The 18037-nt window shown below is 36.9% G+C and carries 22 protein-coding genes; all 22 read right to left on the bottom strand.

Features of this window, described 5'->3' with window-relative positions; all coding sequences use genetic code 11:
- Positions 1–70 precede the first annotated feature (70 nt).
- On the bottom strand, positions 71–895 hold the full coding sequence (locus DS745_RS14925) for a TlyA family RNA methyltransferase (RefSeq protein WP_129079033.1): 825 nt from the start codon (positions 893–895) through the stop codon (positions 71–73).
- Between the two features lies 1 nt (position 896).
- Complete coding sequence (gene dxs, locus DS745_RS14920) at positions 897–2786, bottom strand: 1-deoxy-D-xylulose-5-phosphate synthase (protein ID WP_129079032.1); 1890 nt, start codon at positions 2784–2786, stop codon at positions 897–899.
- 9 nt (positions 2787–2795) lie between these two features.
- The gene (locus DS745_RS14915) at positions 2796–3407 is read right to left on the bottom strand and encodes a hypothetical protein (protein ID WP_129079031.1); all 612 of its coding nucleotides are present in this window, start codon (positions 3405–3407) and stop codon (positions 2796–2798) included.
- Between the two features lie 788 nt (positions 3408–4195).
- The gene (locus DS745_RS14910; protein WP_338324542.1) at positions 4196–5089 is read right to left on the bottom strand and encodes a polyprenyl synthetase family protein; all 894 of its coding nucleotides are present in this window, start codon (positions 5087–5089) and stop codon (positions 4196–4198) included.
- Positions 5090–5091: 2 nt separating this feature from the next.
- Entirely contained in the window at positions 5092–5322 is a 231-nt protein-coding gene (locus DS745_RS14905; RefSeq protein WP_129079030.1) for an exodeoxyribonuclease VII small subunit, read from the bottom strand.
- Positions 5323–5332: 10 nt separating this feature from the next.
- Entirely contained in the window at positions 5333–6676 is a 1344-nt protein-coding gene (gene xseA / locus DS745_RS14900; RefSeq protein WP_129079029.1) for an exodeoxyribonuclease VII large subunit, read from the bottom strand.
- 12 nt (positions 6677–6688) lie between these two features.
- Entirely contained in the window at positions 6689–7549 is an 861-nt protein-coding gene (gene folD / locus DS745_RS14895) for a bifunctional methylenetetrahydrofolate dehydrogenase/methenyltetrahydrofolate cyclohydrolase FolD (protein ID WP_129079028.1), read from the bottom strand.
- A gap of 46 nt (positions 7550–7595) precedes the next feature.
- Entirely contained in the window at positions 7596–7991 is a 396-nt protein-coding gene (nusB, locus tag DS745_RS14890) for a transcription antitermination factor NusB (protein WP_129079027.1), read from the bottom strand.
- 217 nt (positions 7992–8208) lie between these two features.
- Positions 8209–8616: an Asp23/Gls24 family envelope stress response protein gene (locus DS745_RS14885; protein WP_129079026.1), complete on the bottom strand. Its 408-nt coding sequence runs from the start codon at positions 8614–8616 to the stop codon at positions 8209–8211.
- 52 nt (positions 8617–8668) lie between these two features.
- Positions 8669–10021: an acetyl-CoA carboxylase biotin carboxylase subunit gene (accC, locus tag DS745_RS14880; RefSeq protein WP_129079025.1), complete on the bottom strand. Its 1353-nt coding sequence runs from the start codon at positions 10019–10021 to the stop codon at positions 8669–8671.
- A gap of 12 nt (positions 10022–10033) precedes the next feature.
- On the bottom strand, positions 10034–10531 hold the full coding sequence (gene accB, locus DS745_RS14875; protein ID WP_129079024.1) for an acetyl-CoA carboxylase biotin carboxyl carrier protein: 498 nt from the start codon (positions 10529–10531) through the stop codon (positions 10034–10036).
- A 382-nt stretch (positions 10532–10913) separates the two neighbouring features.
- Positions 10914–11261 carry a hypothetical protein gene (locus tag DS745_RS14870; protein WP_129079023.1) on the bottom strand — a complete coding sequence of 116 codons (348 nt, stop codon included), beginning with the start codon at positions 11259–11261 and terminating at the stop codon, positions 10914–10916.
- Positions 11262–11445: 184 nt separating this feature from the next.
- Positions 11446–12015, bottom strand: a complete 570-nt coding sequence (locus tag DS745_RS14865) for a SpoIIIAH-like family protein (RefSeq protein ID WP_129079022.1) — start codon at positions 12013–12015, stop codon at positions 11446–11448.
- 3 nt (positions 12016–12018) lie between these two features.
- Positions 12019–12687 carry a stage III sporulation protein AG gene (gene spoIIIAG, locus DS745_RS14860; protein ID WP_129079021.1) on the bottom strand — a complete coding sequence of 223 codons (669 nt, stop codon included), beginning with the start codon at positions 12685–12687 and terminating at the stop codon, positions 12019–12021.
- Entirely contained in the window at positions 12684–13325 is a 642-nt protein-coding gene (gene spoIIIAF / locus DS745_RS14855; protein ID WP_129079020.1) for a stage III sporulation protein AF, read from the bottom strand. Before spoIIIAF ends, spoIIIAG begins: the two co-directional genes overlap by 4 nt.
- Positions 13326–13416: 91 nt before the next feature.
- On the bottom strand, positions 13417–14580 hold the full coding sequence (spoIIIAE, locus tag DS745_RS14850; protein WP_421721825.1) for a stage III sporulation protein AE: 1164 nt from the start codon (positions 14578–14580) through the stop codon (positions 13417–13419).
- A 40-nt stretch (positions 14581–14620) separates the two neighbouring features.
- On the bottom strand, positions 14621–15010 hold the full coding sequence (gene spoIIIAD, locus DS745_RS14845) for a stage III sporulation protein AD (protein ID WP_129079018.1): 390 nt from the start codon (positions 15008–15010) through the stop codon (positions 14621–14623).
- Between the two features lie 14 nt (positions 15011–15024).
- Entirely contained in the window at positions 15025–15228 is a 204-nt protein-coding gene (spoIIIAC, locus tag DS745_RS14840) for a stage III sporulation protein AC (RefSeq protein WP_129079017.1), read from the bottom strand.
- Between the two features lie 27 nt (positions 15229–15255).
- Positions 15256–15768, bottom strand: coding sequence for a stage III sporulation protein SpoIIIAB (gene spoIIIAB / locus DS745_RS14835; RefSeq protein WP_129079016.1), 513 nt, complete (start codon positions 15766–15768; stop codon positions 15256–15258).
- The gene (spoIIIAA, locus tag DS745_RS14830; RefSeq protein ID WP_129079015.1) at positions 15765–16691 is read right to left on the bottom strand and encodes a stage III sporulation protein AA; all 927 of its coding nucleotides are present in this window, start codon (positions 16689–16691) and stop codon (positions 15765–15767) included. The genes spoIIIAB and spoIIIAA overlap by 4 nt, the downstream gene beginning before the upstream one ends.
- 91 nt (positions 16692–16782) lie before the next feature.
- Positions 16783–17064, bottom strand: a complete 282-nt coding sequence (locus DS745_RS14825) for a YqhV family protein (RefSeq protein ID WP_129079014.1) — start codon at positions 17062–17064, stop codon at positions 16783–16785.
- A gap of 412 nt (positions 17065–17476) precedes the next feature.
- The gene (gene efp, locus DS745_RS14820; RefSeq protein ID WP_129079013.1) at positions 17477–18034 is read right to left on the bottom strand and encodes an elongation factor P; all 558 of its coding nucleotides are present in this window, start codon (positions 18032–18034) and stop codon (positions 17477–17479) included.
- Positions 18035–18037: the final 3 nt, after the last annotated feature.

Here is an 18037-nt window from a genome sequence, read left to right as displayed (position 1 = left end):
GAAATTATTGAATAAATTTGTAGAATCCTTTAGCTAAACTATACAAAAAAAGAGTAGTAAAATACTACCCTTAGTTTGACTGTTTTAACTTTTGGTGGGCCATTAAGACAACCTCATTTATTGAAGAAATTTTATTTTCTCCATTCTCACTTGAGCCTGTCCAATGAAGGTGTAACAAAAATTCAATATTCCCTTCTCCACCTTTAATTGGTGAGTAAGATAATCCATATGCATCAAAACCGATACTAACCGCAAAGTTGACAATCTCTTCTAAAACGGATCGATGTACTCGTTCATCTCGAACAATTCCTTTTTTTCCAACTTCATCACGCCCTGCCTCGAATTGAGGCTTAACCAGTGCTGAAACATAGCTTCCCTTTTCTAAAACACTTGCTAGTGCGGGTAGGATTAATCTAAGTGAAATAAACGACACATCAATCGTAGCGAAGTTTGGTAACCCTCTTGTAAAAGCGTCTTTAGTTACATACCGGAAATTCGTTCGTTCCATAACAACAACTCGTTCGTCCTGCCGAAGTTTCCATGCAAGTTGATTGTACCCAACATCAACAGCGTAAACAAGTCTCGCGCCATTTTGCAAGGCACAATCAGTAAACCCTCCAGTCGATGAACCGATATCGAGAACAATTTTGTCTGTTAAGTCAAAATTAAACTCTTCTATTGCCTTCTCTAATTTTAGACCACCTCTACTAACATAAGGTAGTAAATCTCCCTTAACAAAAAGTTCTGCATCAAGTTCTACCTTAGCACCAGGTTTATCAACCCTCTCATTGTTGCAGAAAACAAGGCCTGCCATCACAGACCTTTTCGCTTTTTCTCTCGTATCAATTAATCCTCTTTCAACTAAAAGAACATCTATTCTTTCCTTTTTTGCCATTTTAAGCCCTCTGTTGTTTTCTAGGGATCATTTTTTGAACGTTTATGACAACCTGTTTTGTTGTCATTCCAATCTCTTCTAATAATTTATTGACACTGCCATGTTCAATAAACATATCTGGAATACCCATTCTTTCAACAACTACATCGTGATATGAATTCCCGTGAAAATATTCTAATACCGCACTTCCAAAACCACCCTGAAGAGCGGCTTCTTCAATAGTCAGTATAGGAATGTCTTTGTTGACAAGATCTGTAAGCATTTCTTCATCTAATGGTTTTATTGACCTTGCATTAATGACTCTAACAGAAATTCCTTCTTTAGCTAAGATTTCTGCAGCTTCCTCAGCCATTGGCACAGTTGTACCAAAGGTTAAGATCGCCAAATCATTTCCTTCACGCAAGACTTCCCATTTTCCAATCGGAATTTCTTGTAGTTGCTCATCCATTTTAATTCCATAGCCATTTCCACGTGGGTATCTAACAGCAATTGGACCACCATCATATTTCGTAGCAGTATAAACCATGTGCTGTAATTCATTTTCATCTTTTGCTGATAGTATTGTCATGTTTGGGATGTGTCGTAAGTAGGAAATGTCAAACACACCTTGGTGCGTTTCTCCATCGGCCCCTACAAGACCAGAACGATCAATTGCAAAAAAGACATTTAAGTTTTGACGACAAATATCATGAACAACCTGATCATAGCCACGTTGAAGGAAAGTTGAATATACCGCAAACACAGGTTTCATTCCCTGAGTAGCTAAACCACCTGCCATCGTCGTTGCATGTTGCTCAGCAATACCAACATCAATCATTCTATTAGGGAACTCTTTTGCAAATATATCTAGCCTTGTTCCACCTGGCATAGCTGCAGTAATAGCAACAACCCTGTGATCTTCTTTAGCTACCTTTACTAATGTATTAGCAAAAACTGCACTGTAGCTTGGTGGTCCAGGATTTTTAACTACTTCTCCTGACTCAATTTTATAAGGTCCTAAGCCATGCCATGTTCCTAATGCATCATTTTCAGCTGGGGCATAACCTTTCCCTTTTTTTGTTAGTACATGAATAATAACTGGACCTTTAGTCTTTTTGGCATATTTTATATTCTCAAAAAGATCATCAAGATTGTGACCATCAACAGGGCCTAAATATGTGAATCCCATTTCTTCAAAGAACATTCCTGAGACAAACAAATATTTAAGGCTATCCTTAAGTCTTTCAGCAGTAGAAGCAATTTTCCCACCAAAAGTAGGAATTTTTTTCAATAATTGCTCTAATTCATCCTTAGCTTTTTGGTACTTTCCAGCAGTACGAAGTCTTCCTAACACATTATGAAGCGCTCCAACATTAGGTGCGATAGACATTTCATTATCATTTAAGATAACGATTAAATCCTTTTGTTCGTGACCAATATGATTTAATGCTTCTAATGCCATCCCGCCTGTTAAGGCACCATCACCAATAATGGCCACGATCTTCTCATCTGTTCCTTTAAGATCTCTCGCAACCGCCATTCCCATTGCTGCTGACAAAGACGTAGAACTATGTCCAGTTTCCCAAACATCATGTTCACTCTCAGAACGCTTCGGAAATCCACAAAGCCCCTTATATTGACGAAGTTCATCAAAACGGTTAGCCCGTCCCGTTAATATTTTATGAACGTAAGCCTGGTGTCCAACATCCCAAATAAACTTATCCTTTGGACTGTTAAACTCCTTATGCAAAGCAAGGGTTAATTCAACGACCCCTAAGTTGGGACCAAGATGGCCACCTGTAACTGATAATTTTTCAACTAAAAAATGCCTGATATCAACAGCTAACGCTTCTAGTTGTTCTTTATTAAACTTTTTCAAAAAATTAGGATCCTGTATTTTTGTTAAATCCAAGAAAAACCCTCACTTTCTTTTGGCTTTCTTTTTCTTCTTTTCTTTGTCTTTCCCATTTTTAAAAATATTTACTTTCAATTTTACCTCTAATAAGTAAAATATTCTACCCACTTGGTAAATTATTGGTGTTGAATACTGTAGAGCCATCGTTTTTCCTAGTGATTTCCCGCCCACAGTAAGGCTCGCAACGATACTCGTAAAGACAACTGATATCCAAAATTGATACAATGAACTTTCACCGTGTCCAATTTGGTGCGCTAACTGGATAACGACAAAGGCGGAAGCGGTTCCACTAATAATTCCGGCGATATCACCAATTACATCATTACAGAAGTTAGCAAATCGATCGGCATTTCGAGTGATTAATACCGCCTGTTTAGCCCCAGGAACACGCTCTGATGCCATTGCATGAAACGGTGCTTCTTCCGCAGCAGTAGCAGCTACACCAATTGTATCAAAGAGTACACCGATAAGTACAATGGCGAATACAATTAACATTCCTACTCCCCATGTAACTCCGCTTAATATAAATGTAGAAATGATTGAAAAAAGAGCCGCTAACACAAGAGTGATAACGGCAATCGCTAGCGTCCAGTTTAATGATTGTTTAAGTTTATTCATAAAAGATAATGACCTCTTTTAAATGTAGAATGTAGAATGTAAAATTATTAATAAATAGTTAATTCTGCATTCTAAATTCTACATTCTACATTATGTATTATGAGTGGTCATTTAAAGAGTAAAGACTGCGTCTTAGGTCTAGTAGGTTTTCCCAAGCAAATACCGACGTGTCGCCACATTGGCGGTTTCCCTTTAAATCTGCCTCAGCGCTGTCGCCATACGCTAGACTAGATTACCACTTAGCACGCACTATAATCCCCTTTAAATGTCATACGAACAGTCTAGGAGTTTTCCTCAGCAGCCCTTAACCATCGTCTATCCTCTTTTGCAGAGTAGATTTCATGTGGATTACTATTGATAATACAAAGTATACAATTTAGCATCCATAATCCCCTCTAACTCCACTCAAGGCAGGCTACGCTGCAAACAAGGGGAAACTTGCTATGCAGGTTCATACCGTAAACGATCGCTTTCTCATTCCCAAGAGATTGCCAATGTTTAAGGCCTCCGCGGAAGGAGGGTCAACGCCCACATGCCATTGTGGATCGCCCTACTCCCTTTACTCCCAGCAACGACCCAAGGCTGGGCGCCTCAAGCCAAAACTAGGAACTTCATCGATGTGCCCTTTAGCGGATTTTTAGGCCCGCCTTCGAAAATGGAGGACTGACTAGAATACTGCACCACTCACTTTTCAACATTATACATGATATAGTCTGTATCAACAATTAGAAATAACTAGATTACTATTATCAATATATTACATTAGGCTTGCTTTTGATAAGTTATGCTTAACGATCTCGATATACGATGTAATCGACGAGCAATTCTAACTTTTCACTATTAATACTTACTTTATATAAGTATTCTTTTGCCTTGAGAATATGATCAGCTAATTTTTTCTTTGCGCCCTCTAGACCTAGTAGCTTAGGATAAGTACTCTTTTCGTTATTTATATCACTTCCAACTGGTTTCCCAATGGCTTCTTCGCTGCCTTCTATATCTAAAATATCATCTTTTATTTGAAAGGCTAAACCTAGATGTTTAGAGAACTCTCGGAGGTTTTCAATATCTTTATCAGTAGCCTCTGCCACAATAGCTCCTGCAATAATTGAATAACTTAATAGGTCACCAGTTTTATGATGGTGAATGTACTCTAATTCACTTAAAGATAGGCTTTTCTTTTCGCCTTCCATATCCGCAACTTGCCCACCAACCATTCCTTCAGGACCAGCAGCTCTAGCTAACTCTCGAATTAATAGTAACTTTTGCGAAAGGGTCACATCCCCCTCATTCAAATCTGATATCATTTGAAATGCAAATGTTAACAACGCATCTCCTGCAAGTATCGCTGTTGCTTCACCATAAACTTTGTGGTTTGTTGGCTTTCCACGCCGGAAATCATCATTATCCATTGCAGGCAAATCATCATGAATGAGTGAGTAAGTATGTATCATTTCAACCGCAGATGCTACAGGAATTCCATGCTCGAAAGTTAGACCAAACCCCTCCATGGTAGCAAATAATAACATTGGACGAAGTCTCTTTCCACCAGCCTGTAGCGAATAGAGCATAGCATTCTTTAAATTCTGAGGAGCAACCAATGCTTCAACGTATTCATACATCTTATCTTCTAAGATAGGTTTTCGACTATTAATATAAGACGATAAAGTTAATTCAGTCACGTTTACTCCTCCTGAAATGTTGTATGTTCAACCTTCCCGTCTTGATGTAGAATCCGATCCATGCTATCCTCAACAGACTTTAACTTATCATGACAAAGCTTCGATAAAGTCATTCCTTCCTGAAACATTGATATTGCTTCTTCAAGGGGAACGTCTCCTTGTTCTAACTTAGCAACAACTTCCTCCAGCTTTTCCATTGCATCTTCAAAGCTTAACTCTTTTTTATCGCTCATACTTGACACCTCATTTCTCCTCAATTTTATCCACTTGGCAAAAAACCGAACCGTCTTGCAAATTAATATTTAAAGTTTCGCCCACATTGACATCATGAACACTTTTTATTAAATTTCCATCTTGCTTATAAGAAAGGCTGTAACCCCTATTCATGATTTTTAACGGGCTCAAAGCCTCTAGTTTCGTGAGCTTTTGTATAAACTGAAATTCCTTTTCCTTTTTTATCAATGTCAATTGTTGCTTTAACAACGCTTGGTTATTCTTAAGCTGATCTTGAGCTTTTGCAATAAGAGCTCTTGGGTGGTTTCTTTGAATATCCTTATCAAGATTATGTAATTCGGTTCTTTTTCTTTCTATGCAAAGCCTTAAATTCCGCTGTAAATCATCCAGTATTCGATCAAGTTGCTGTTCCTTTTGTTTCACAAGTTGCTCTGGATAACGGAATGCATAAGATTTTTGCAAATTTGTAAGTTTTTTTCGCTCTGTTTCGATTTTCTTTAACGTTGCTCTTTGAATGCGGATTTTACGTTGCAAAATTTTTTCCGCCAGATCCTCCCAATTAGGTACAGCCAATTCAGCGGCAGCTGTTGGTGTTGCTGCTCGTTTATCTGCAATGAAATCAGCAATAGTCGTATCTGTTTCATGTCCGACTGCACTTATAATTGGAATCTTTGATTGAAAGATTGCTTTTGCCACAATTTCCTCGTTAAATGCCCATAATTCCTCAATCGATCCTCCACCTCTACCGACAATTAAGACATCAATGCCTTCAACCTCATTCGCTTGTCTAATCGCTTTCACAATTGAACCGGGCGCCTCAGATCCTTGAACCAATACAGGAAACAATGCGATTTTCGCTATAGGAAAACGTCTTTTTAGAGTTGTAATAATATCACGAACTGCCGCTCCAGTTGGTGAGGTAATGACACCAATTTCTCTTGGTATTTTTGGCAAAGCTTTTTTATATTGGTCATCAAAATATCCTGCAAGTTCAAGCTTTTTCTTTAATTGTTCAAAAGCTAGATATAAGTTACCTACGCCATCTGGTTGCATCTCATTAACATAGATTTGATATTGGCCTGTAGCTTCGTAGACTGTAATATTACCTCGTACGATAATGTTCATTCCGTCTTCAGGAAGAAACTTTAAAAAGCGGTTATTACCAGCAAACATAACCGCTTGAATTCTTGATTGATCATCTTTAATTGTAAAATACATATGGCCTCGGCTATGTTTCTTGAAATTAGAAATCTCACCTTTTAACCAGATATTTTGCAGGACTTCATCATTGTCAAATGCTCGCTTAAGATAATTGGTTAATCCTGATATCGTAAAAATTTGATCATTTGACATTCAAACATCTCCTTACTTAACACTTACTAATGTTTTTTTTGCAGATTGAACAGTATTAAACAACAGCATGGTAATCGTCATTGGTCCAACTCCACCAGGAACAGGCGTAATGTAAGAAGCTACTTCTTTCGCATCTTCAAAGACAACATCACCTACAAGCTTACCAGTTTCCAAACGATTAACTCCGACATCAATAACAACACAGCCTTTTTTCATGTAGCTTGCATCAATAAAATTAGCTTTTCCGACTGCGACGACAAGAATATCCGCCTGTTTTGTGATAGATTTCATATCTTTCGTTCGAGAATGACAATATGTTACAGTAGCATTTTCGTTTAAAAGTAGTTGTCCTACTGGTTTCCCTACAATGTTACTTCTTCCTACGACAACTACATGTTTTCCTTCTATTTCAATTTCTTGAGATTTAATCATCTCAACAATTCCGAAAGGAGTACATGGTAAAAACGTGTCCTCGCCAATCATCATTTTCCCAACACTAATCGGATGAAATCCGTCGACATCCTTTGAGGGATCAATGGCTTCAATAACTGCTTTTTCAGAAATATGAGCTGGTAGTGGTAACTGAACTAAAATCCCATGAATAAGTGGATCAAGATTAAACGATTGAATTTGGTCTAATAGTTGAGCTTCAGAAACCGAAGCATCTAACTTTTGAAGAACAGAATATATTCCAATTTCTTCGCAAGCTTTTTGCTTAGCTTTAACATAAGATTGACTAGCAGGATCTTCGCCAACTAGAATTACCGCTAAACCTGGTTGAACTCCCTCTTGTGCTAAAACCTCAATTTCTTTCTTCATCGCTTCTCTTTTTTCTTTTGCTAAATCTTTCCCACTAATAATGACTGCTGACATCGTTCTTCCCCCTTTAATTAATTTTCCTTTTGGTAGCAACACCAATTTATACTCTAAGTGTTTCTGCCACTTTCGATAAAACACCATTTACAAAGCGTCCACTTTCTTCTCCACCAAAGCTTTTCGCTACGTCAACTGCTTCATTCATCGAAACGTTAACTGGGATCTCCTCCAAATATTTCATTTCAAAGATAGCCATACGAATAACTGCTCTATCTACATTTCCAACGCGGTCTAACTTATAATTTTGGAGATGGTTCAAAAAAACCTCATCAATATCTGTTAAATTTTCTAGTGTACCTGAGACTAACCTTTCTAGAAATGCATCTTTTGTTTCATCCTCTTCTAAAACATTGCTTATTGCTTCCTCTTTATCTGTTCCACTCATATCCACTTGAAATAGCGATTGAACAGCTTTTATCCTAGCAAGACGTCTTTTCATATGTAAAATTCTCCTTTTTACTACATTAATACCATTTTTCTAAACTTGATCATATCATATTCTTGTCCACGATTACAGAACTCAGTTGTTATTAGTATTTAAAAAACGTTCTAAATTTATCATGGACAATTTAGAACATATCAAAACTACAATCGGCAAAAATAAAAGACGACTTTAGAAAGGGTTTACATCCTCCTAGAGTCATCCTCATCATTTTTTAATCTTGAGCTGTTTCAACAACTACTTGTTGAGTTTCAAGTTGAATTCCCACAACGTGAACATTGATGGCATTTAGATCGATTGCTGTCATCGTCCTTAATGTTTGATGTATATTATCCTGAACCTTCTTTGCCACATCAGGAATTGAGACACCGTAATTTATCACAACATATACATCTACAGAAATACCGTCTTGACCTAGATCTACTTTTACACCTTTACCATGGCTTTTTCTTCCAAGCTTTTCAGCCACACCCGTTGCAAAGTTTCCTCTCATTGTAGCTACACCCTCAACTTCAGCTGCAGCTAAACCTGTAATAACTTCAATTACCTCTGGAGAGATTTCTACTTTTCCTAGTTTTGCATATTGCTCTTCCATGTCAATCACATGATTTTTTTCAGTCATTTCTTAACCTCCTAAGGATAGTCCAATTACTCTTAACCAATTTTACCATTTATTATTTACTATTTAAATTATGAAGCTCTAAAAACTTCGTATTGAAGTTCCCACTTACAAATGTTTCATTATCTAGTAGTCTCAAGTGGAACGGGATCGTCGTATCAATTCCTTCAATAACGAATTCATTTAAAGCTCTCTTCATTGTTGCAATTGCCTCTGCTCTCGTAGCCCCATACGTAATTACTTTTGCAATCATTGAGTCATAAAACGGAGGTATAACGTAACCTGGATAAGCGGCTGAATCTACCCTAACACCTAAACCTCCAGGAGGCAAGTACATAGTAATTCTACCTGGGGAGGGCATAAAGTTTTTATCTGGGTTTTCAGCATTAATCCTACATTCAATAGACCAACCACTGAAAGTAATTTCATCTTGAGTAAAGCTCAACTCTTCCCCATCAGCTACCTTAATCTGCTGTTTTATTAAATCTATCCCTGTTACCATCTCAGTTACAGGATGCTCTACTTGAATTCTAGTATTCATTTCCATGAAATAAAAGTCACCCGTATTATGATCAAAGATAAATTCTACTGTACCAGCCCCTGAATAGCCAACTGCTTTAGCAGCAGCTACAGCAGCATCACCCATTTCCTGTCGTTTCGCCTCTGTTATTGCAGGCGAGGGTGTTTCCTCTAATAGTTTTTGAAGACGTCGCTGAATACTACAATCTCTTTCTCCTAAATGAACGACATTCCCATGATTATCCGCTAACACTTGGATTTCAACATGACGGAAATCCTCAATGTATTTTTCAATATAAACACCAGGATTCCCAAATGCTGTTTGTGCTTCTTGCTGTGTAATGGATACTCCTTTTATTAGCTCATCTTGACTTCTTGCAACACGTATTCCCTTGCCACCACCACCCGCGGTAGCTTTAATGATTACCGGATATGTAATTTGCTCTGCAATCGCAATGGCATCGTCAATATCCTTAATGATACCATTAGAACCTGGCACAATCGGGACACCTGCTAGCTTCATCGTTTCTCTTGCAACGTCCTTAGTCCCCATTTTACTAATCGCTTGTGGACTAGGGCCAACAAACGTGATATTACATTCATTACATATCTCCGCGAAGTCAGCATTTTCTGCTAGAAAACCATAACCTGGATGTATTGCGTCTACATTTGTTAGTGTTGCAACACTCATGATGTTTGTAAAATTTAAATAACTTTTAGCAGAAGCTGTAGGTCCAATGCAGTATGCTTCATCTGCTAGTCTCACATGTAATGAGTCTTTATCAGCCTCTGAATAAACACTTACCGTCTCAATTCCCATTTCATGGCAGGCACGAATAATCCGAACTGCAATTTCTCCTCGATTTGCTATTAATAGTTTTTTAATCATCTAGCTTCTCCCCTATTCCGCTTTCACTAAAAATAGCTCTTGACCATACTCCACTAGTTGTCCATTTTCAACAAGAATTTCAACAATTTCACCTTTTACTTCTGCTTCTATTTCATTCATTAACTTCATTGCTTCAACAATGCAAACAACCGAGTCAGCTTTTACCTTATCTCCTACCTTCACATATGAGGGCGAATCTGGTGACGGAGCCGCGTAAAAAGTTCCAACCATCGGAGAGGTTATTTTATATAAGTTAGCTGTTGACTTTACAGCTACCTCTTGCTTTACTTCCTCTACTGCTTTCTCAACTTGTGTTTGGACTGTAGGTGGCACTTGTGTTTGAGGTATCAACGCAGGAGCTTGATGTACGACTGGTTGCTGCACTACTTCTGCAAATTTACGCTCTTTTCTTAACGTTATTTTTGTGCCATCTACTTCATATTTAAACTCTTCTATACTTGATTGATCAATCGCTTTTATTAACTCACGTATTTCCTGAATTTTTAACATAGTTTTGTCACTCCTCATTATTATTCAATCTTTTCTTTTTCAACTTTATTTTATACTCTGTCCTACATACAATAACAATGTTTTACTTTGTCTTATGACTAAGTACTAACTTTAATGCTACCTTAAATTTAAACATTTTTAAAGTTTTTTTTCTAATTATTAGGCTCTTTTCGTAAACATTGCTCCTGCGGTTACTCGTCGCACAAAAAAACATTGCTCCTGCGGTTACCGTCGCACAAAAAAACTGTTGCTTTTTTATCCTAAAAATATCCTGAAAATATCCGAAAAGTACCTAGATGAAAATATCAGCCAATTATTAAGACGAGGAATTGTTTCAACAAAAAAAGGCGTCCTTACTAATCATAAGGGACACCTTTCTCTTTTATTCTTCTTCTGTCACTGGCTGAACAACATCATTTTTATATTGTTTAAACACAGGAAATTCTGAAAGGTTATCAGGGATTTTTCCATTTTCTAACAAGATGATTTTTACAATATTTTTATTTCTCGCCATATGAAACTTATCACCATACTCATTTTCCTGTGTATACTTCTTAAGTGACTGATAGTCTTCTTCCTGAATGGAAACATTGTAGCCGTCATTGTCATCTGTTTCAATTTGTTGTTGGAATCCTACTTCAAACTCTACAATTTGAATTTGGTCATTTTTCATGTTTCTGGTTTGTTCTAGTACTGCTTTTGCACCTTCTGTTAAGTCCGTCCATTGCATGATGATCTCTCCCTTACAAATATTAAACTTAGTAATCCATGTAAAAATTACTAAATTACCTTTACTTTACCAAGGAGGTATTATACCACTAATATATAGGAATTGCACCTCATAATAGCAATTTCCAAAAAACTCTCTTATTATAAGTAAAAAGGCTGGTCTAAATTGACCAGCCTCCCCTAAATTATTTATTTGTTGGTTGAAAAGCAACTGCGATTTTTTCCATTCCTAGTTGTTCACGAGCCATTAAGTTAATTTTTACAGCATCTTCTCTAGATAATTCATTAGCTTTGACAATAATTTTCACTTCATCACCTTCAGCAATTACCAACACGTCTTCATAGCCTTTAGTTTTAATTAAAGTTTCAAGCATTTCTTCTTTTTGAGCTAATACTCTTAGGCTTTCAATGTTATCTAATGCTCTACTTTGAACATCTGCAGAAGCATCAACTGAAGCAATAACAGCTACATAATCTTCACTTAAACGATCTCTAGCAATTTGTCTTTCTAAGCGAATAGAATTGAAAACTTCATCGTTTGTAAAGCTAGTTAAGATTTTGTCGTCAAACATTTCGTCTAGCTCTTCCCCAGTTACTTCTTCAAATTCAACGAAATTACTACCATTTTGCTCTGCCTCTTCGCCTACATACGCTAATTGGTCTGTTGGAATTGGAGATGTAATGTAATACACCGATAATACAATAATTAAGCTTAGCATTGTTAATAACCATACAGTTTGTCTTTTTAATACCATTTTTTAATCCCCCTTTGTTTTCTTAGGTAATACTGAAACTCTATGTGAAGGTACATCTAGTACTCTACTTACAGCTTCTACTACCCATGTTTTCACTTGAATATTTTCAACTCCATTTGCCACAACAAGAACACCTCTAATTGCAGGTTTCTCTACTCTTGATACTAGTGGCTCCTCTTTATCACCAGTTCGGATGATGACAACTTCATCCTCTCTAGTTAGATCCTCCACCTTTCGCTTGCCACCTTCGCGATCAGTTTCATCAGTTTTTTGTTCTTTTGTACTTTTGTTTCTTTCAAAGACTTGGGTTTCAGTTTCTGCTAAATTTATCATGACAGTAACATCAGAAACACCAACTATTTGTTCTAATGTTTCTCTAAGTTGTTTTTCATAAGTATATTCATAGTCTTGCATGGTCTTCGGTCCATCACCTGAGCTTTTTCCTGTGAAGACCGGAACTGCATCGCTAGTATCCTTTGTATCTTCCTTAAAAACCGGAACACTCTCCTGTAAATTACTAGACTTTGAAAAGTTACTAAAAATCATTAGCGCAAGACCAACACACATGACGATGGCTAAGTATTGAAGAGGACTACTTCTTTTTTTCTTTTCACCTTTGTTACTTACCATTAGTTTCTTGAACCATTTCCCATCTGAATCGTTTTTTGTCATTGATCTACACTCCCTCCTTCCATGAAAACTTCAATTTTATTTTGTGGTACTGGCCAAGTGGTTGCTAAGTATTTAATAATTTCTTGTTTGCCGACGGTGGTTTCTATCACTGGTTCAACTTGTCTCGAAGTATCTATGCTTACAAGTGCAACGGTGGGAATACTTCCATTTTCATTTTCTTCTTCACTCTTTTTACCTCTTAGGTGAATGGAAACTTTCGAAATACTATTTAAATAATCTTCTTCTTGTAAAAAGTCATCTAGGTATACATGTACATCTACCACTTCCTTATCAAACCTATGAACCAACTCCTCTTCAACTTGTCTCTTCAGTTGGACAGCCACCTGTTCTGAAATATATGCAAGTTGTGCGCGTTGTATTTCTCTTTTCTTAAATTCTACTGAATTTTGTAGTGCTTCTTCCTGAATTTGATTTGTTAAACCTATTGAAGACACCCAACTATCAACATCTTTTGAAAAAATCGAGAAAAGAGGAGTTAAGATAATAACTAGTAATAACAAACCTACAACCATCTTTACATATCTTTGCAAACTAGAATTAGGTAGGAGGAGTTCTAGGATGGTTGCTAAAAGAATTAATAAGATAATGTTACTTATCCACTCTGTTAAAAATTGCATCGTTTCCTCCCCCTTTCTTAAATGTAGAATATAGAATGTAAGTATTAATTAGGATCTTAATTCATAATTCTTAATTCGTAATTCTTAATTGCTATCGCATCATTAACGATAAGTTTCCTGCCGCTACCATGATTGTAATAGCCAGAAAAAACATTAAACAAACTGTGGCAAGCGCTGCAAAAACAAAGATGACTGCTTTTCCAATAATAGACAAACTGTTTATAATCGCACCGCCACCAAGCGGTTGCAATACTGCCGCTGCAAGGTTGAAAATCAAAGCTAGAGTCAGAACTTTAATTGCTGGAAAAGCACAGATAAGTAAAAGAATGGCTAGTCCCACGATTCCAACAGTATTTTTTAATAGAATTGATGCTCCCATGACGGTATCTGCAGCGTCTGTAAATACTCGTCCAACTACCGGGACAAAATTTCCTGTCACAAACTTAGCCGTGCGGATCGTTATTCCATCAGCGACTGCTGTTACAGCACCTTGAACAGAAATGACTCCAAGGAAGATTGTTAGAAAAATCCCTAAGGTACCAACACTTATATTTCGCAGAAGATTTGCTAGCTTAGTGACTTTATAATGATCAGTTAACGTGCTTACTAGACTAAGTAGTGCTGATAAAAAAAGCAATGGTAGTACAAAATGCTTGATAAGTAAACCACTTGAATTGACTAAAAAAATTATTAGAGGATGAAATAGAGCTACAGACGTAAGACTTCCTATTGAAGCAAGTAACGCTAATAACAAAGGTAATAAGGCAATCATAAAGTTTATCATTGACGATATGGCTGATTGTGCATAATTAACAGCTACATAAAAACTATTAATAGCAATAATCAATAGCACCATATAAACAATCGCGTTAGCTACTTTACTTACTGCATTTCGCTCAAACGCTGTTTGGAGGTTCTGTAGGATGATACTAAATACAGTAAGTAAAATTAATGTTCCTAATAACTTGCCATTCACAATCAGTTCATGAAAAAAATAACGAACAAAACCTAATAACCATTCTTTTAGCGAAAATTGCTTTTCACCACGTACAAACTCCAAAAATGAGCCTTTTTGATTTTCTGGGAGAAAACCGCCATATTCTGTAACGATTTGTTCCCAGTATTCTCTTATTTCATCTATTCCTAATTGCGAGAGCTGTTGTTCTACTAGATTTTCTTGGGGTGGTGGTTCTGCCATTGCTACAGTAGGTACAAGAAAGAAAATAAAGACTGCTATAACGAATAGTTTTTTCATCATTTAAACCCCTATCTTAGAAATCCCAAGATGAATTCCATTAGTACGGTAGTAACCCAATCACGGTTTCAATAATCGCTGTAATGATGGGAATAGCCATGACTAATATAAAGACCTTACCAGCTAATTCAATTTTTGAAGCAATCGCTCCTTGCCCTGCATCTTTGGCAATTTGGGCCCCAAACTCTGCAATATATGCAATTCCTATGATTTTTAAGATCGTTTGGACATATACCATATTAATATTTGCATTGACGGCAATCTTTTGAAGCATCGTGATTATCATATAAATCTGATCAATTAAGAAAATAAATATAAGAACGCCTACGAAAACAGTCAATAAAAATGCAAAAATTGGTTTTTGTTCTTTTACTACAAGGGCTAAAAATGTTGTAATTAACCCTAAGCCGACTATCTGAATAATCTCAATGGCGAAACACCTCCCTATTGAAAGAGAAAGACACCTTTAATTTTTTGAAACAAATTATCTACAATTGAAGCGACCATATAAAGTACAACAACAAATCCGATCAAGGTTACCCAGTGAGCCCAGTCTTCTTTACCCATTTGCTTCAATACTGTATGGATCATCGCTACTACAATCCCAATCCCAGCAATCTGAAATATTGTGTTTACATCATAGCCCATGACTCTCTCCTCCTTAGCCTAAAAACCCTACATCATTAAGATGACAATTAACAACCCTGTCAAGAACCCTAGGCTCTTTAGCATTTTTTCATAACGATTTTGTGACTCAATTGCATCCCCTTCTTCACGTTCCAAATGGTTTAGTGTCAAGCGTATCTGTTTTTGTTGATGGTCTCGGTCATGTTGCCCTAAAGTCGCACCAAACTGACTCATAACCTCGAGTTCCCCGTTACATAAAGCAGTCAAATGCCAGGTTTCTTTTAAACTTTCTTCCCAGGCTTTATGTACACTACTTTCACCTTGTTTTAATCTTTCTGAGAAACAAGTGAAAAAGTATGATATAGGTTTTGGTAGCTGTTTCGCTATATGCTCACTCGCTTCTGCTAACGGCGTAAGCCCATACATGATTTCTGACTCTAATGATTGCAATGCAACTTTTAGTTGTCTTAGCTGTCTCGGTCGTTCAGTTAACCTTCTGGCAAACTCAAACCCTACCCATGTTGTCGCAATTAGTATTAAAATCGCTCCTAATATTTTCAAGTTAACCTCACCACATCTTTTCCTTTTTCATCTCGGATCCTTGTTACTTTACCTGGTTTATAGCCCCTAGCTAGTTCCATACATCGGGTAAAAACATTCATCGTCAGCAGCTGTCTTATTGTTGGACGATCCATAACATCTTCAAATTTATTCCCATGGACCGTTGTGATTATTTTTACACCAGAATGAATTGCTTCCATAATCGCTTCACTATCTTCTTTACGACCAATTTCATCAACGATTAATACTTGGGGGCTCATTGACCTTATCAACATCATCATGCCTTCAGCCTTAGGACAAGCATCTAATACATCTACCCTGTGTCCTAAGCGATGTTGGGGTATCCCTTTTACTGAACCGGCAATCTCAGAACGTTCATCCACAATCCCAATTTTCATTGATGGAATTGATCCTTGGCCTTCGCTAATAATTCTAGCAATGTCTCTAAGTAACGTTGTCTTCCCAGTTTGTGGTGGTCCAATAATTAATGTATTGTGCCATTCCTCATTACTAAATAAATACTGGCTATAGCGTTCTGCCACACCAATTTTTTGCCTGGCTACTCGTATATTAAAGGAGCTAATATCCCTGATAGCCTTTACTTGTCCTTTATCAGTAATGACTTTGCCAGCTAAGCCAACACGATGACCACCTCTGATCGTTATATAACCTCTTTTTAATTCTTCTTCAAAGGCATATAGTGAATAATCACTTAATTGATTTAAAAGGTGCATGGCATCACTTGCTGTAATGTAATACGGGCTTTCTATAATTTTCGGAAATACTGGTTTACCTTCAATAATGAATTCTAGTGGTCGATGGACGCGTATCCTTATCTCCTCCACCTTTTCCTTGGTGCTAGAAGGTAAGTTTACGACTATTTCCCTTATTTTCTCTGGTAAAACAGCTAAAATCTCATCCATCTCACACCCACCTTCCGTTTTAAGTCTTGTACTTGTCTTACTATTGAAAATGTATGCATGCTTGGCCATAATATGACTAATCATTTCGTTTTTATCTTCTAACACCAATTAAAATGAGTAAAACTCCGCAACCAATGAGAAATAATTTACTAAATGATAATTTGTCCGCCATTCCTACTAAGCCAATACTCATTGTTAAAATCAAAATAATTGGCCCGACTATCGCTAATGAAGCATTAATCATTACTGCTTTATCTACAGCGTTGAATTTCAACATTAACGTAGCTGCGGTTATTTCTATTAAGCCGGAGATCATTCGTAAGATAACCATTCCTAGTACCGCTGTTTCCACAGCGGCTAACCAATTTTTCATCTACTCCACCTCAACTAAAGTTATTAAGCACACTTCTGTTTCATCATTAGTACAAGCTTATGTCCTACCTTACAAACATAGAACACAAAAACACCTATCTAGGCAATCTAGATAGGTGTTAGTAAAACGAAGTGGTTTTTAAATCATAAGGCTCTTTTCGAAAACATTGCTCCTGCGATTACTCGTCGCATAAAAAAACTGTTGCTTTTTTACCCTAAAATAATCGGAAAAATATCATAGATGAAGATATCTGCCAATAAATTATGGAAGAAAAGAGCAATACTTACTAAATTAGTTGTGAATTCTAAGTATTTTGTGTAAAAATCCGATTTTTGGGATTTTTACGAAAGCAACAAACATTGCGAAAACAGCCAATCATAAAAAGGTCGACTAGGATGTCGACCTTTCTTTTTTAAGCTCTTGACATATATGCTGAGTTACGAGTATCTATTAATAGAACGTCACCTTCGTTAATGAAAAAAGGTACCTGTACGGATAATCCTGTTTCTAAAATAGCAGGCTTCGTACCACCAGATGCAGTGTCACCTTTAATTCCTGGTTCTGTCTCAGTAACTTTCAGTTCTACTGTGTTTGGAAGTTCTACTCCAAGAGTTTCTCCTTGGAATGTCATTACTTGAACAACCATATTTTCCTTTAAGAACTTTAGTTCATACTCTAGTACAGCTGATGTTAGCTCGATTTGCTCATAAGATTCATTGTCCATAAATGTATGAGTGTCACCGCTAGCATATAAATATGCCATACGACGGTTTTCAATATGAGCTTTTGCTACTTTCTCACCAGCACGGAATGTTTTTTCTTGAATTGCTCCATTACGTAGGTTACGAAGCTTTGAGCGAACAAACGCTGCACCTTTTCCTGGCTTAACGTGTTGGAAATCAATGACCTGCCAAAGACCTCCATCTACTTCAATTGTTAAACCTGTTTTAAAATCATTTACTGAAATCATTAC

The organism is Anaerobacillus alkaliphilus (assembly GCF_004116265.1).
GTDB classification, from domain to species: Bacteria; Bacillota; Bacilli; order Bacillales; family Anaerobacillaceae; genus Anaerobacillus; species Anaerobacillus alkaliphilus.
The sequence above is the reverse complement of the archived record's forward strand: the minus strand, read 5'-3'. Positions and strand labels throughout refer to the sequence as shown.

Coding starts and splice junctions, on each gene's coding strand:
- efp (WP_129079013.1), bottom strand. CDS start 18,034: ATGATTTCAGTAAATGATTTTAAAACAGGTTTAACAATTGAAGTAGAT.
- spoIIIAE (WP_421721825.1), bottom strand. CDS start 14,580: ATGAAAAAACTATTCGTTATAGCAGTCTTTATTTTCTTTCTTGTACCT.
- DS745_RS14865 (WP_129079022.1), bottom strand. CDS start 12,015: ATGGTATTAAAAAGACAAACTGTATGGTTATTAACAATGCTAAGCTTA.
- nusB (WP_129079027.1), bottom strand. CDS start 7,991: ATGAAAAGACGTCTTGCTAGGATAAAAGCTGTTCAATCGCTATTTCAA.
- xseA (WP_129079029.1), bottom strand. CDS start 6,676: ATGTCAAATGATCAAATTTTTACGATATCAGGATTAACCAATTATCTT.
- DS745_RS14870 (WP_129079023.1), bottom strand. CDS start 11,261: ATGCAATGGACGGACTTAACAGAAGGTGCAAAAGCAGTACTAGAACAA.
- folD (WP_129079028.1), bottom strand. CDS start 7,549: ATGTCAGCAGTCATTATTAGTGGGAAAGATTTAGCAAAAGAAAAAAGA.
- DS745_RS14825 (WP_129079014.1), bottom strand. CDS start 17,064: ATGAAAAATTGGTTAGCCGCTGTGGAAACAGCGGTACTAGGAATGGTT.
- DS745_RS14915 (WP_129079031.1), bottom strand. CDS start 3,407: ATGAATAAACTTAAACAATCATTAAACTGGACGCTAGCGATTGCCGTT.
- spoIIIAF (WP_129079020.1), bottom strand. CDS start 13,325: ATGCAATTTTTAACAGAGTGGATAAGTAACATTATCTTATTAATTCTT.
- accB (WP_129079024.1), bottom strand. CDS start 10,531: ATGTTAAAAATTCAGGAAATACGTGAGTTAATAAAAGCGATTGATCAA.
- accC (WP_129079025.1), bottom strand. CDS start 10,021: ATGATTAAAAAACTATTAATAGCAAATCGAGGAGAAATTGCAGTTCGG.
- spoIIIAA (WP_129079015.1), bottom strand. CDS start 16,691: ATGGATGAGATTTTAGCTGTTTTACCAGAGAAAATAAGGGAAATAGTC.
- DS745_RS14905 (WP_129079030.1), bottom strand. CDS start 5,322: ATGAGCGATAAAAAAGAGTTAAGCTTTGAAGATGCAATGGAAAAGCTG.
- DS745_RS14885 (WP_129079026.1), bottom strand. CDS start 8,616: ATGACTGAAAAAAATCATGTGATTGACATGGAAGAGCAATATGCAAAA.
- spoIIIAG (WP_129079021.1), bottom strand. CDS start 12,687: ATGACAAAAAACGATTCAGATGGGAAATGGTTCAAGAAACTAATGGTA.
- DS745_RS14925 (WP_129079033.1), bottom strand. CDS start 895: ATGGCAAAAAAGGAAAGAATAGATGTTCTTTTAGTTGAAAGAGGATTA.
- spoIIIAC (WP_129079017.1), bottom strand. CDS start 15,228: ATGGGCTATGATGTAAACACAATATTTCAGATTGCTGGGATTGGGATT.